This window comes from Thermoplasma volcanium GSS1, from assembly GCF_000011185.1.
Classification (GTDB): domain Archaea; phylum Thermoplasmatota; class Thermoplasmata; order Thermoplasmatales; family Thermoplasmataceae; genus Thermoplasma; species Thermoplasma volcanium.
Genome location: NC_002689.2, coordinates 769,513 through 783,833, shown reverse-complemented (window position 1 = coordinate 783,833; position 14,321 = coordinate 769,513). Strand labels below are relative to the sequence as shown.

Annotated in this window: 12 protein-coding genes and 1 pseudogene; 8 read left to right on the top strand and 5 right to left on the bottom strand. The window is 40.0% G+C overall.

Translation table 11 applies throughout. The features are described from left to right. The first annotated feature begins 11 nt into the window (after positions 1-11). On the top strand, positions 12-917 hold the full coding sequence (locus tag TVG_RS04140) for a GNAT family N-acetyltransferase (protein WP_010917025.1): 906 nt from the start codon (positions 12-14) through the stop codon (positions 915-917). Between the two features lie 13 nt (positions 918-930). Here TVG_RS04140 and TVG_RS04135 read toward each other — a convergent pair whose 3' ends face one another. Then, positions 931-1,134 (bottom strand): hypothetical protein, encoded by a 204-nt coding sequence (locus tag TVG_RS04135; RefSeq protein ID WP_010917024.1) that lies wholly within the window; start codon positions 1,132-1,134, stop codon positions 931-933. 219 nt (positions 1,135-1,353) lie between these two features. On the opposite strand from TVG_RS04135, the pseudogene TVG_RS04130 reads away from it, so the two are divergent. Then, positions 1,354-1,766: pseudogene (locus TVG_RS04130) on the top strand (recombinase family protein). Then, positions 1,756-3,006, top strand: coding sequence for an RNA-guided endonuclease InsQ/TnpB family protein (locus TVG_RS04125; protein ID WP_010917022.1), 1,251 nt, complete (start codon positions 1,756-1,758; stop codon positions 3,004-3,006). The pseudogene TVG_RS04130 and the gene TVG_RS04125 overlap by 11 nt, the downstream one beginning before the upstream one ends. Positions 3,007-3,011: 5 nt before the next feature. On the opposite strand, the gene TVG_RS08795 is transcribed toward TVG_RS04125, so the two are convergent. Together TVG_RS08795 and TVG_RS08790 are read right to left on the bottom strand one after the other, a co-directional pair. Beyond that, complete coding sequence (locus TVG_RS08795) at positions 3,012-3,578, bottom strand: amino acid permease (RefSeq protein ID WP_052268464.1); 567 nt, start codon at positions 3,576-3,578, stop codon at positions 3,012-3,014. A gap of 97 nt (positions 3,579-3,675) precedes the next feature. Beyond that, complete coding sequence (locus tag TVG_RS08790) at positions 3,676-4,458, bottom strand: APC family permease (protein ID WP_052268463.1); 783 nt, start codon at positions 4,456-4,458, stop codon at positions 3,676-3,678. Positions 4,459-4,692: 234 nt separating this feature from the next. On the opposite strand from TVG_RS08790, the gene TVG_RS04115 reads away from it, so the two are divergent. From TVG_RS04115 to TVG_RS04100, 4 genes are all read left to right on the top strand, one after another. Next, positions 4,693-5,241 (top strand): pyruvoyl-dependent arginine decarboxylase, encoded by a 549-nt coding sequence (locus TVG_RS04115; protein ID WP_010917020.1) that lies wholly within the window; start codon positions 4,693-4,695, stop codon positions 5,239-5,241. A 5-nt stretch (positions 5,242-5,246) separates the two neighbouring features. Further along, positions 5,247-7,931: a leucine--tRNA ligase gene (gene leuS, locus TVG_RS04110; protein WP_241760322.1), complete on the top strand. Its 2,685-nt coding sequence runs from the start codon at positions 5,247-5,249 to the stop codon at positions 7,929-7,931. Between the two features lie 83 nt (positions 7,932-8,014). After that, positions 8,015-9,265, top strand: a complete 1,251-nt coding sequence (locus TVG_RS04105; protein ID WP_010917018.1) for a Glu/Leu/Phe/Val family dehydrogenase — start codon at positions 8,015-8,017, stop codon at positions 9,263-9,265. A 210-nt stretch (positions 9,266-9,475) separates the two neighbouring features. After that, on the top strand, positions 9,476-10,783 hold the full coding sequence (locus TVG_RS04100; RefSeq protein WP_010917017.1) for a Glu/Leu/Phe/Val family dehydrogenase: 1,308 nt from the start codon (positions 9,476-9,478) through the stop codon (positions 10,781-10,783). Between the two features lie 17 nt (positions 10,784-10,800). Here the strand turns inward: TVG_RS04100 and TVG_RS04095 are convergent, their stop codons facing one another. Then, on the bottom strand, positions 10,801-12,015 hold the full coding sequence (locus TVG_RS04095) for an ORC1-type DNA replication protein (RefSeq protein WP_010917016.1): 1,215 nt from the start codon (positions 12,013-12,015) through the stop codon (positions 10,801-10,803). 206 nt (positions 12,016-12,221) lie between these two features. Beyond that, complete coding sequence (locus TVG_RS04090) at positions 12,222-13,508, bottom strand: bifunctional folylpolyglutamate synthase/dihydrofolate synthase (protein WP_010917015.1); 1,287 nt, start codon at positions 13,506-13,508, stop codon at positions 12,222-12,224. 48 nt (positions 13,509-13,556) lie between these two features. Here TVG_RS04090 and TVG_RS04085 point away from each other — a divergent pair, with 48 nt between their 5' ends. Then, positions 13,557-14,309: an alanyl-tRNA editing protein gene (locus tag TVG_RS04085; RefSeq protein ID WP_241760321.1), complete on the top strand. Its 753-nt coding sequence runs from the start codon at positions 13,557-13,559 to the stop codon at positions 14,307-14,309. Positions 14,310-14,321: the final 12 nt, after the last annotated feature.

Below are 14,321 nucleotides of genomic sequence, written 5' to 3'. Positions count from 1 at the left end.
GTGGAATAGATATGGATAACGCTAACCTAAGATGGGATCTTATCCTCAGGCCATATATAGATTTCGTAAGCCGGTACTATCCAGACCCTAGCAACGAAAAGAGATTCAACATCCTTATAGAAAAATTAACAAACAACGAAATAAAAAATCGCGTCCTTATACATGGGGATGAAGTTATGGGATACGCCTTTATGATCAATTCAATGTACGGCGATAGGAGCATTGGAAATATAGGTTTTATGAAAAAGGACTATTGCAACGATATCCGCCTCAAGAATCTTTTAGAATGGATCCACGTAAATTCTGGTGGCTTACGAGTTTTCCTTGATGAAATATTCAATGCTAACGATGAGTGTGATGATATATTGGCAAAGCTTGGATACTCGAAGGTGACAAGGATAAAACTTACCGCCAAAACAAATGATCTAGCTAATAGATCTGTAAAAACAATAAAGGTCGAATCTTTTAATAAAAAAAAGATAAAGGAATTTGTTGAAGCAGAATATGAAGCGTTCAAAGACACCGTGGATCTCACTCTGTTGCCAAGCAATGAATCTGGTAGGATTACTTATATCGAAGAGGAAATCAACGGGACAGAAAGCACAATAGTACCAGAAGCAAGCTTCATTTATGGCAGTGAGAAGATACAAGGAGGTCTAATAACTGTGAAATACCTGGGTACAGGTGAGTACTTCATATCTGATCTATTCGTCTCGAAAGAACAAAGAAATAAAGGAATAGCAACGGCTTTACTGAACGAGGCGGCTAAGGCCTTGAGGAACCTGAAAATAGAAGACGTCTCCCTTATCGTGTCAGAAGGTAACCCTGCAATAGATCTGTACAAAAAGATGGGATTCGAATATTCAGGGCAGCGCAAATATGTTATTTACATAGAAACTCTAAGTGAAAATAAATAACAGTTTTATAATTTTATGTCCTAGTCGCCGTAAAATATTCATATATGAAAACAGCGAAAGACGCTGCCGAAAGTCCAAACAATACGTAAGTTGGCACTGCAGGTACTTCTGGATAACCAGCTGAATTAGGCTGCATAAGGATAAGAGCAAGTAGAAATGCAATTATAGATAGTGCAAGTGAACTCATCAATACCGCTTTTTTTGTTTTCATCTCCATATACATCACCTTCTCTCCAAATCAGACAAATACGTATCAAGGGATTTTGACTTAATTCCCGAAGACTGCGACAAAAAGTAAAAACCCAGTGACACTAGGGCAGTCACTATGAAATCATATGGAAACGGCACGATGTTTATTCCCCCATATACCGATGGATCAGTGTATGGTTAATTAAAACGATAATGATGTATACCTATTATGTATAATACATTGACCATGAAAGCTGAAGAAGTTTTGAATTTATTGCAGATATCCAGAAAAACTCTTCATGTCTATTCAAAGGATGGCAGGATCAGGTACACTGTGATGCCGAACAAACGATACAATTACAATGAGGAAGACGTTTATAAAATCCTTAACAAGGATGTTAAGAGAAAAACTGTGCTGTATGAACGTGTATCAACGGCAAAGCAGAAGAACGATCTTCAGAACCAGATAGACCAGATGAAGCAGTGGTGTTTTATGAACGGATATACAATAAGTGCACTTTTACATGCTCGGAAGTAGGCAGTACAAAACTTGATTCTGAGGAAGTCTTTGAAGAAACAGTTTCAATGCTGCACTCTTACTCCATGAAGATGTATTCCAAACGAAAGAATCACTACATCGAGGTCGGGTATGAAGGTTAGGAGAACAGAACAGATATACCTGAAGGAAAATGATACCATCTCATATATGTGCCATCTCTCCAAGAATCTCTACAACCAGGTCAACTACATTCTCAGGCAGCAGTTCCTGAAGGGGGAGAAACTCACTGGCTATAGGGATCTTGTGAAGTTATTCCAGGAACCATCCGAGATAGAGGATCACAACAACTACCAGAGGTTGCCGGCACAGACAGCACAGTGGACAGTAAAAAAGACTGTAATGGCATGGTATTCATTCTTCAAGTCCATGAAAGCATGGAAGAAGCATCCTGATAAATTCAAGGGAAGGCCTAGATTGCCGGGATATAAGGAAACAGATGGTGAGTTCCTGCTTGTCTTTACGAATCAGCAGTGCAGGATCAGGGATGGTATACTGAAATTCCCTAAGATAATGAACATGGAGGTAAAAACAAGGCTGAATGAAAATGAAATTAAGCTGAAAGAAGTAAGGATAGTGCCTCAGGGCACAGGATACATGATAGAAATAGTGTACGAGAAGGAGACAGCGGACATACCCATAACAAAACCGAAAAGGGTCATGGGCATCGACATCGGTGTGAGGAATCTTGTAACTATAGGTAACAACATCCATGAAAGAGGGATTGCTGTAAAGGCAGGATTGCTCAAATCGATCAACCAGTACTTCAACAAGGAGCTTGCAAGGTATAGGAGCATAAACGATCTCCAGGGAAATGAGAGAAAACAGACAGTGAAGATAAGAAAACTCTTCATGAAGAGAAACAGGAAAGTCAAGGACATCATGCATAAGGTTTCGAAATCCATTGTGGAGTATGCAAAGATCATGAACATCGATACAATAGTTATAGGCCATAACAACAGATGGAAGGATTCATCCAACATGGGAAAGAAGAATAACCAGAACTTTGTCCAGCTGCCATTCAACATGCTCATATCCCAGATAAAATACAAAGCCGAAGAGATTGGGATCACTGTCATAATGCAGAACGAGGATTACACAAGCAAATGTTCATTCCTGGACAATGAGAGCATAGAGCATCATGGCACATACATGGGCAAGCGGATTCATAGGGGCATATTCCAATCTGCAACTGGAAAGTTGATTCATGCTGATCTACAGTCGTCGTACAACATAATAAAGAAAGCAATCCCCGAAGCTTTTGCTAACGGGATAGAGGGTATAGGGTTATATCCACGAAGTTTAAGCATAAGACAGATGATAACTTCCAAAGGTGGCTGTTAACATTGTTAACAGAAATCGTAACCTGATAGTACAGCAATGACAAATAAGAGCGCTACGAGCCACATACCGCTTCTTATCTCTACCCAATCAAAGTCGTTTACATGTGTGAAATAGGAAAACATGAACAAGCCTGCTATGACAGCAACTACGACTTCTCCGGACAGAGGCCATCCAGACCAATATATTATTAGTGAAGAAAAGATGAATGCAATCGGGGCAATAAAACTAGAACCACGCAGCATAAACATCCTTTCAACGTTAGGTGCATGCTTTCTTAATATGTTTATGGAGGCGGGGCCCATTACGTAGCCTATTACGAGAGTAGAGGTGAGTATACCTAGAAGCAGATCCCAACCTGGAAATTCATAAAGAAATACGAGGCCAACAAAAAATCCCAGAATTAGTGCACGAGCAGGCACCTTCTTTTTACTAAGCTCCTTGAACCATTTTGGGGCATATCCAAATTCCGCCATAGATTGAAAAATCCTAGCTGGATAGGCAGCATAGCTGAGCCCTGCACCCCCTGGTGATACCACTGCATCTATGAGCAGTATAAATACCAGCCATCCCAATCAAACAAATTTAGCTTCTTCAGCAAACGGCCCGCTTAACAGGACAGATGTGCTTAAAGATCCCCAATCCCCAAGAGAAACACCAGCTTTGTTCCAATCAAGCGCACCGATGAAAGCTACCTGTATTGCTAAATAAAGGGCAAGCACAACCCCCCACAGCAATAATTACCGATTTCCAAATGTAGTCTCTATGCTGGGATTCAGCAGCCATATTTATGGCCCCGCGGAAACCCTCAAATGAAAACACTACTCCACCAAGGACAAGTGCATAGAATATACCAGAATATCCTTGATAAAACCTTCCGGCTATAGCAAAATTGGAAGGATGAAAAGCCAGGCTTATCAATGTGATGACAGCTAATGCTGGTACAGCCCATTTCCAAATCATTATTCCACTCGTTACGTTTCCAAATACCTTTACTGCTTGCAGATTAATTAAGAATATTACGATCAATACGATTATTACGACAAGATAACCAAGCGGAAGAAGTATCCCAGATGGCGTTATAAGCCCCTTAACGAAAAACGAGAGATAAGTAACCATAGCAACTGCTTCAATTGGCGGCGTCATTATGTCTGATATCCATGCTCCCCACCCAGCGATAAAGCCTCCTAGTTTCCCAAAGGCGAATTCACCCATGGGTGTCGATCCTCCTGCAAGCGGAAAGGCAGACGAAACCTCCATGAACGTTAGGGCCACTAAAGCGACGATTACACCGCCTAAAATCCAAGACACTATTGACCCAAATGATCCAGCATAGGATGATGTATAAAGGGCAGCAAAGAGCCATCCAGAGCCTATCATCCCCATTGAATTCAGCATTACCAAGTTGAAAAGGGAAAGGTCTTTCTTGTAGCCTTTTGAAAACGAAGACTCCATATATAAAACATGCATCTAGAATATTTATTTTTTTGTCTATTTATTTAGTGTTAAATAGGAATATTAACATTTATAATGTTTTTGAAGTAGATACGAATATATATTTGTGAAATTTTACACCATACGTGAATTTAATGTAATAAAAAACTGCAATGCAAAATACACGCGTAAAATCAAACCGATAATTCAAAGACCCAGCAAAAGTAATATAAGAAGTATAAAGATCAGTTCTGCATGTCTGGATTTGTGCCAAGTGAAATATTCTTTACCAGAGGAGTAGGCCGCGGAGAAACACAATTGGAGTCATTCGAAGCTGCCCTGAGGGATGCTGGAATTGCCCAATTCAATCTATCCAGTATAAGCTCAATTTTTCCTCCACATGCTAAAATGGTTAGTAAAGAGGAAGGGCTGAAAAAACTATCCCCTGGCCAGATATTGTTCACAGTTTTAGCAAGGAATACATCAAACGAACTTAATAGAATGATATCAGCAGCTATTGGGTATGCGATACCAAGAGATAAAAGCAAGTGGGGTTACCTAAGCGAACATCATAGCTTCGGTGAAACTGAAAAGGTGGCCGGATCTTTTGCAGAGAAGCTCGCTGCTGAAATGCTTTCCTCTACCTTCGGATCTACTTCACAGTTAATTTATGATAAGGAAAAAGAGGAGTATGTTCTTGAGGATAAAATCCTAACTACAGGTAATATATCAGCGACAGCTGTAGTTCTAAGCCATGATGAATGGACTACAGTCGTTGCTGCGGCAGTACTAATAGTAGAGTGATATATATGAACATAGATGAGAAATGGCAAAATGCCTGGGAAAGAGATCATGTGTTCGAACCTAAAATCGATGAGCGCAAGAAATTTATGATCACCGTACCTTGGCCATATACCAACGGATCACTACACGTAGGACACGGCCGCACATATACGCTTGGAGATATAATAGCTAGATACAAGAGATCCAGAAACTATAATGTTCTGTTTCCAATGGGATTTCACCAAAGTGGTACACCGATCCTGGCCTTCTCGGAAAGAATAAGGGCGGGAGATGCGAGCACAATCGCGCTATACAGATCGTACTTGTCAGAGTATGGGGAAAAAGACATAGATGGCTGGCTTGAAAAATTCAAAGATCCCCGAAATATAGCGGATTATTTCTCAAACGCGATAATAAATGATTTTAAACACCTTGGCTATTCAATAGATTGGACGAGGAAGTTCACATCAGCAGATGAATTTTACCAAAATGTTGTAAAATGGCAATTCCACAAACTTAATGAAAAAGGATTGATAAAACAAGATAAATATCCTATCCTATATAGCATAGATGACGACAATGCAGTGGGAGAAGATGACATAAAGGATGGGGATACAGACAAAGTTTCTGTTGAGGAATACACCGCAGTATTCTTTGAATCGAATTCATATTCACTTATTGCGGCATCCCTAAGACCTGAAACACTTTTCGGGGTTACAAATATATGGATTAATCCTACTGGAGAATACGTTAAGATAAAAATTGGTGATAAAATCGCAGTTGTGTCTAAAGAAGCCGTCGATAAACTTAAGTACCAAAGAAATGACGTATCTGTGATCGGCCCAATATCAGCAGAGAGTATACAAAGAAAGAAGTTCACCACTCCATTTGGAAAAGAAGTGCCAGTATACAAAGCTGACTTTGTAGACACCGATAACGGTACTGGAGTTGTATATTCTGTGCCATCACATTCAGTATATGATTTTGTTTACTACAGAAGAAAGAAAAGCGGGCAGACTCCGGTTGTAATAGAGGCACCACTTAAAATGCCGGAGGTTGAAATAAAGTTTGATCTTAATTCAAAGGAAGGCTTAGATGAGGCTACCAAGGAACTTTACAAAAGTGAATTTTATTACGGCAAGTTAGTCAACTCTGGAGAATACACAGGGTTAACCGTAAGGGATGCAAGGGAAAAGATAAAAAAAGACCTTATAGGATCGGGCAAGGCAATCATCTTCTACGAAACATCCAGAAAAGCAGTGACTAGAGGTGGTTCAAAAGTAATAGTCGCTGTACTACCCGACCAGTGGTTTATAGACTACTCGGCGGATTGGCTTAAAAAATTGTCCCACGATATGCTCAATAGGATGATGATCTATCCTGAAATGTATAGAAACGTGATGAATGATGCCATAGATTGGCTTAAAGAGAGACCATGTGCCAGAAGAAGGGGCTTGGGCACCAAGCTGCCGTTCGATGATAGATGGGTAATAGAATCACTTTCAGATTCTACTATTTATCCAGCCGTATACACAACATCTATACAAATGAGAAAACTATACGAAAATGGAAAACTTGACGAAAACGCAATTGAAAGGATATTTGATGGCGGAGAAGTGCAAAATGATGAAGAAAGAACAGCACGAAACGAATTTTCATACTGGTATCCCGTCGATATAAGGTTAACTGCCGTTCCGCATATATCGAATCACCTCTCATTTTATGTAATGAACCATGCAGCAATATTCCCACCAGAAAAATGGCCAAGTGGATTAATAATATCCGGCTTAGTTGTATCCAATGGAGCAAAGATCTCAAAGAGCAAGGGAAACGTTGTTTCACTTCTAGAAATAACAAAAAAATACTCAGCGGACATATACAGACTGTACGTTGCTGTTCAGGCAGATGTGTCGTCAACGATGGACTGGAATGAAAACGACCTTTCAAACATAGTAAGAAGGTTCAATGAATTCAAGACCATAATGGATTCTTTTAAACCTGATACCAGTGAACTAAATTTCGAAGAGACTTGGTTTGTTTCAAGGTTTGCCGAGAGATTAAAACAATTTATGGATCAAATGGATGGATTCCAAATAAGGGATGCTTACATAAACATATTTTACGGAACTTTAAACGACCTGAAGTATGCTGTTAACCGCGGTGCCAGCCAAAATAGATCTTTAGCTTCAATTATCGCGGACTGGTTGAGGGCTCTGATGCCTGTAATTTCGCACCATGCAGAGGAATATTGGCACAGATATGTATCTAATACCTATGTTTCAATCAATCCCTTCGATGATAATTTTGCAGAGAAATACGAAAGACTTGCTAAAGTTTATGGACTCTCTACTTCAGAATTCTACCAGGTTATGGACTACGTGGAACACATAATACAAGACATAAACAATATAATATCAGTAACTGGAATTGAACCAAAAAGCGTAGAAATAACAGTAGCGAACGAAGATGTTATTAAGGCTTCAAGAGAATTCCTAAGCAACTCTGTTTCAGAAAGATCGAAGAGGTATCTCCAGTATCTTGCCAAGAGGAGAAAAGACATAGTGGTCTATCCATTTAACGAAATAGACATCTTGAGGCGCAATTCATCCTATATCAGTCGCCAAGTAAAAGCCGATGTATCCATAAATACCGGAGATATAATAAATGGAAAAATCGCCGTTCCTGGCAAGCCGGTCATACACATAACATGAACCTTAATATCATGAAACTTAATTTCATATATTATTAATGCATATCATTCTTGCAATAGATATTTAAAAATAAGGTGAATGATATGCCAGAAAGTATAGATCCATTTGAGATGGCACTGCAGCAACTGGATAAGGCTGCAAGGGTGTTGAACCTAGATGAACAAGCTCTTGAAATACTAAGACAACCGGAGAAGATCTTGCAGGTTAGCATTCCAGTGAGAATGGATAACGGAAAAATAAAAGTGTTTACCGGCTTCAGAGTAAGGTATAATACAGCAAGAGGCCCTGGAAAAGGTGGGATAAGATACCATCCTGACGAAACTCTTTCCACTGTAAAAGCCTTAGCTTCATGGATGACCTGGAAGTGCGCCATAGCTGACATACCGTATGGCGGCGCGAAGGGGGGCATAATATGCGACCCTAAGTCAATGAGCCAGGGAGAACTTGAGAGGTTAAGCAGAGGTTACATCAGGGCAATAGCAGATTTCATAGGCCCTGAAGTAGATGTACCGGCGCCGGATGTATACACAAATCCACAAATTATGGCATGGATGATGGATGAGTATGAAAACATCGTACGACATTCTGCACCGAACGTAATAACCGGTAAGCCCTTAGAGATTGGAGGTTCCGAAGGAAGAGGCGATGCGACAGCGAAGGGGGGCATGTACGTTTTGAGGGAAGGAGCAAAGAGAGTAGGTCTCGATCTTTCAAAAGCTACTGTAGCCGTTCAGGGTTTCGGAAATGCAGGTCAGTTCGCTGTAAAGTTCGTACAGGAAATGTTCGGTGCAAAGGTGGTTGCGGTCTCAGACACTAAAGGAGGCATATTTAAATCAGATGGAATAAACTACGAAGCACTCCTCGATCACAAGAGGAAAACAGGCAGTGTTGTTGGCTTCCCTGGATCGAAACCTATTACAAATGAAGAACTACTTGAATCTGATGTGGATGTACTAATACCTGCAGCCATTGAAGAACAGATAACTGAAAAGAATGCTGACAAGATAAAAGCAAAGATAATACTCGAACTTGCAAACGGACCTACAACGCCAGAGGCAGATGAGATTCTATACAAGAAAGGAAGACTTGACCTTCCAGACTTTCTTTCAAATTCAGGGGGCGTAACGGTTTCATACTTCGAGTGGGTACAGAACAACTACGGAGAATATTGGACTGCAGAAGAGGTTTACGAAAAACTAGACAAGAAGATGACCAAAGCTGCACACGAGGTCTTTGATGCCATGGATAAGTATAAAATAAATCCAAGAACAGCTGCATACGTAATCTCGGTAAAAAAGGTCGCAGACGCCATGAAGGCAAGAGGGATGTATTAGAGATTTAGCTTAAAACCTAAAGGTTTCTTATAAGAATTTTTTCCGTATCCTTCTTTTTTATGTTTTTTTCCATATTAAATAATATTTTCCTACTTGCATAATGATAACACATACAATACCAATAATTCACATTGAGTGATAAATACTTTCAGATAAACTTAAATTATATAATCGTAATTATGGTTTTGTCCTTATGGACATGGTGACTGTATGTCTGGAAAAGCAGATCCACTTGAGATCGCCAAGGAACAAGTGGCTCCAGTAAAGGAGGAAATTGAAGAAGATCCTTTTGAGATAGCCCTAAAGCAGTTAAACAAAGCCGCAAAAGTTTTGAACCTAGACGAGCAGGCTCTAGAGATATTAAGTTCACCTCAGAAAATTTTGCAGGTGAGCATACCAGTGAAAATGGATGATGGGAAGGTTAGGGTTTTCACTGGGTTTAGAGTAAGGCACAACATCGCTAGGGGTCCGGCTAAGGGAGGGATTAGGTACCATCCCCAGGAGACTCTATCTACGGTTAAGGCGCTTTCCATGTGGATGACCTGGAAGTGCGCCATAGCTGACATACCGTATGGCGGCGCGAAGGGGGGCATAATATGCGACCCATCAACGCTCAGCCAGGGAGAACTTGAGAGGTTAAGCAGAGGTTACATCAGGGCAATAGCAGATTTCATAGGCCCTGAAGTAGATGTACCGGCTCCAGACGTCAACACAAATCCACAAATTATGGCATGGATGATGGATGAGTATGAAAACATCGTACGACATTCTGCTGCTAATGTAATAACTGGTAAGCCTTTAGAAGTCGGTGGTTCGTTAGGTAGGTTTGATTCCACTGGTAAGGGCGGGATGTTCGTCCTTAGGGAAGGCGCTAAGAAGATCGGCCTCGATCTCTCCAAGGCACGCGTAGCCGTTCAGGGTTTCGGAAATGTAGGTCAGTTCGCTGTAAAGTTCGTACAGGAAATGTTCGGTGCAAAGGTGGTTGCGGTCTCAGATATAAAGGGAGGTATTTACAGTGAAAATGGATTCAAGTTCGATGATCTGTTGGCTTGGAGCAAGAAAATAGGGAGTGTTGTTGGCTTCCCTGGATCGAAACCTATTACAAATGAAGAACTACTTGAATCTGATGTGGATGTACTAATACCTGCAGCCATTGAAGAACAGATAACTGAAAAGAATGCTGACAAGATAAAAGCAAAGATAATACTCGAACTTGCAAACGGACCTACAACGCCAGAGGCAGATGAGATTCTATACAAGAAAGGAAAACTAGTACTACCAGATGTTCTCTCTAACTCAGGAGGTGTCATAGTTTCATACTTCGAGTGGGTACAGAACAACTACGGAGAATACTGGACTACAGAGGAGGTTTACGACAAATTAGATCAGAAAATAACTAAAGCTGCAAGGCAAGTCCTTGATACTATGGACAAATACCATGTAGATCCTAGGACTGCAGCGTACGTGATTGCAGTAAAGAAAGTCGCTGATGCGATGAAAGTAAGGGGCTGGTATTAAGCCCCCTTTAATTCTTTTTAAGAATCAAATCTTGCCTGTTTTGTCATTTTTGAGGTTTTAAACATAGATAGGTTTTCATCTTCCATAAGGTATTTTTTGATCGTTTCGATCTCTTTCACAACGGAAAATCCACGAGTTCTGCCATACTTTCCCATATTTCTTTCGTCAACTACGATAAGGCCATAGTCAGAAAGTTCAGTTAAAAGATCGCTAATTCTTCTTGGTGTGAGTGGCGTGAAGCCGAGATCTTCGCAGATCCTGCGATAATTTTCATATATTTCCCCTGTTATAACGGAATTTGGCTCAATTTCCTGTGTGACTATAGCACTTAAAAGAACTATTTTAGAGTGGATCGGGAGCGTATTTATGGCTTCATGCATTACATTCATTTCGTATTTGTCCCTTGCTTCGTATACTTCCTTCTCGGTAACCTTGAGCCTGTTTTCCCTGATAGCGATCTCTATTGCTATTCGCATGAGATCGATTGCCTTTCTGGCATCTCCGTGTTCCTGCGCCCCAATTGCGGCACAAAGGTTAATGGCGGTATCATCCACTACACCTGGCCCAAACACCTTTTCTAGTCTTGACGCTATTATATCCCTTATCTCTGTAGCATTATATGGCGGAAAAACAATGCTTTCTTGGTTCAGACGACTCTTGATTCTGGAATCAAGATTTTCGAGGAGAGTTGTATCATTTGTTATTCCAATCATCGATACTTTAACGTTTTCCACATCGGTCATTAACTTTAAGAGTACGTATAATGAATCTCCACCACTCTTCTTGATCAGGCGATCCATCTCGTCCAACACTATAACGAAGAATTTACCAGTACCATTTATACGATCTACAGCTTCACGGTAGATCCTGTCTACTGGCCAACCAAGTTCAGGTATCTTTTCTCCACCCGCAAAATTGGCTACATACACTAGGATTGAATATGGAGAATCGTATATTTCACAGTTAACATAGATAACTTCTACATTGGATGTTGCCTCCTGCAGCATCCTTGTAACGTATTTCGTGGTTGATGTCTTTCCAGTTCCCGTTTTGCCATACACTATTATATTGGATGGCCGCGAATTGCGCATTATACTGCTTAGGATAGTAACCATGTCGTTGATCTGTTTTTCACGGTGCGGAAACGAATCTGGAATATAGTTCTCTTCAAGCAACGACAAATCCGCTTGTATTGTACGTGAATTCGTGAATTTAGAGAACGGGTTATCCATAGAGATATGATTAACGACACTCAGTACTAAAATCTTTTTAATCCGAAATACGTATATATTTATAAAATAACGCAATCTAAATATAAATGATCCTTGGATTGCTTTAATATTATATACGTCGATTATTGCGATACAAGAACCAAATACTCTACTCTCAACTTCATTTTAAACAGCAAAATAAGAATACCGAAGAGAATAAACGTTGATTATACAACAATTTTTGTTCCCTTCTTTTCATTCGCCTTATCATATAGTCCTCGTATAACTCCGATGAGATATATTGATCCTGTAACAAATACAAAGTCATCGACTTTCTTAGCATGTTCGAACGCGGAAATAGGATCTGGTATTACTCTAGCTGATCTGAATAGATTGCCATATTGAGCCATGAGTATGTTAGGATCTACTGCCCTTTCTTTCTCTTCGGGGGTAGTGAATATTATCTTTCCGGATAACTGCCTCAAAACACTAAAAAACGAATAAGCGTCTTTATCCGAGAGAATTCCTGCTACAATAGTCGGTTCACGGTTAAATACCTTCTTGACGGTTCTCACCATTTTATTTGCCGCCGGCGGGTTGTGTGCAGCATCAATTATTACGAGCGGTGATCTATCTATTATTTCAAGCCTGCCAGGCCATATAGTCCTGCTTATACCGGTCTCTATATCTTTTTTGTATACTTGGACTTTAGAGTTTTCAACTGCAAGTATTGCAGTTGCTGCGTTCAAAGCCTGGTAATCACCAATCAGCGAAGTATGTATGTGATAAGTATCGTTTGTACCGTCAAAATCGAAATCCGTCCCGTTTTCATCAACATGTAAATTTTTTATCTTGTTCCTATCAAGGGTAATTAAAGGGGAATGCTTAACTTGCGCTATCCTTCTTACTTCATTTACAACTTCAGGCTTATCATCCTGGAGCACTATAGGTCTCCCTTCCTTTATGATCCCAGCTTTTTCATAAGCTATAGACGTAAGAGAACAGCCTAACTTATCTGCATGTTCATAGCCGACTTGCGCTATAACTGAAACTTCTGGCATGATAATGTTTGTAGCATCAAGCCTCCCGCCAAGACCAACTTCAACGGACGCATAATCCACCTTACGATCCTTGAAATACTGAAAAGCCATCATTGTAGTTACTTCAAAGAATGTAGGGTTCCTATTTACCTTGGAAAGTTCATCAAACTTTGGCCTATATTTTTCTATAAAACCGTCTATGTATTCATCTGGAACTTCTTCATTGTCAACAATGATCCTTTCATTGAATCTTTCTAGATGTGGTGATGTATATACTCCAACACTGAACTTCTGCCTCAATATACTATATATAAAGGCAGATGTTGATCCTTTACCGTTTGATCCTGTTATATGAATAGACCTAAAGTCTCTCTCAGGATGGCCAAGCATATCGGCAAATTCCCTCATCACAGTTAAGTCGTATTTTATTCCAGCTCTCTTGAGATTGTATAAATAATCAAGGTTAGAAAGCACGTAAAGGGATATTTAATCGATATATTACCTTATGCCATTTACAATCAAATGGAACGGATAATATTTAAAGAACGTGCGATAACGAATAGTATGAAGACAGAAGCATTGTATCTCAATGACGCGTACAAGATTGAAGGAATAGGAACTGCACTGTTTGTTGAATTTACAGATATGAAAGTTGATAAATCTATCTTCTATCCTACACTCTTTGGAGAACCAAACGATACAGGAAAAGTAATAATTGAGGGAAAGGAGTATCAAATCGTTGATACGATATACGATGGTGAATACATACACTTGATTTCCATGGATACTTATCCTCAAGGACTTGTAGGAAAAAGCGTTAAACAGGTGATAGACTGGGAAAAGAGGTATGTACACATGCGGTTTAGAACGGCGTTAAGGCTAATATCCGGCCTCTCATATAAACTCTGGGGCGTTTCATGCAGGGTCAACGAGACATACGATGATAGGGCTTGGATTGACATAGAGAAACCAGATATCACAGAAGAGGAAATAACAGAGGTAATGTCCAAGGCAAATGAGATGGTAAAACAGAATCTGGAAATATCGTTTTCCTATATATCAATGGATGAGTTCCTAAACAGGGATGATCTCAAGAAAATGAGTATTCATGAGACTTTTGATGATGAAAAGATCAGGATAATGAGGGTTCCTGGCCTTCCTGATCAACCAGAATTCGGCGTAAACGTAAAGAATACAGGAGAAGTTGGAGAAATAAAATATAAGACCACAAAAGCCAGGGGTAAAGTATCTAACCGGATAAATATAAACTTTTAAATATAGATATAC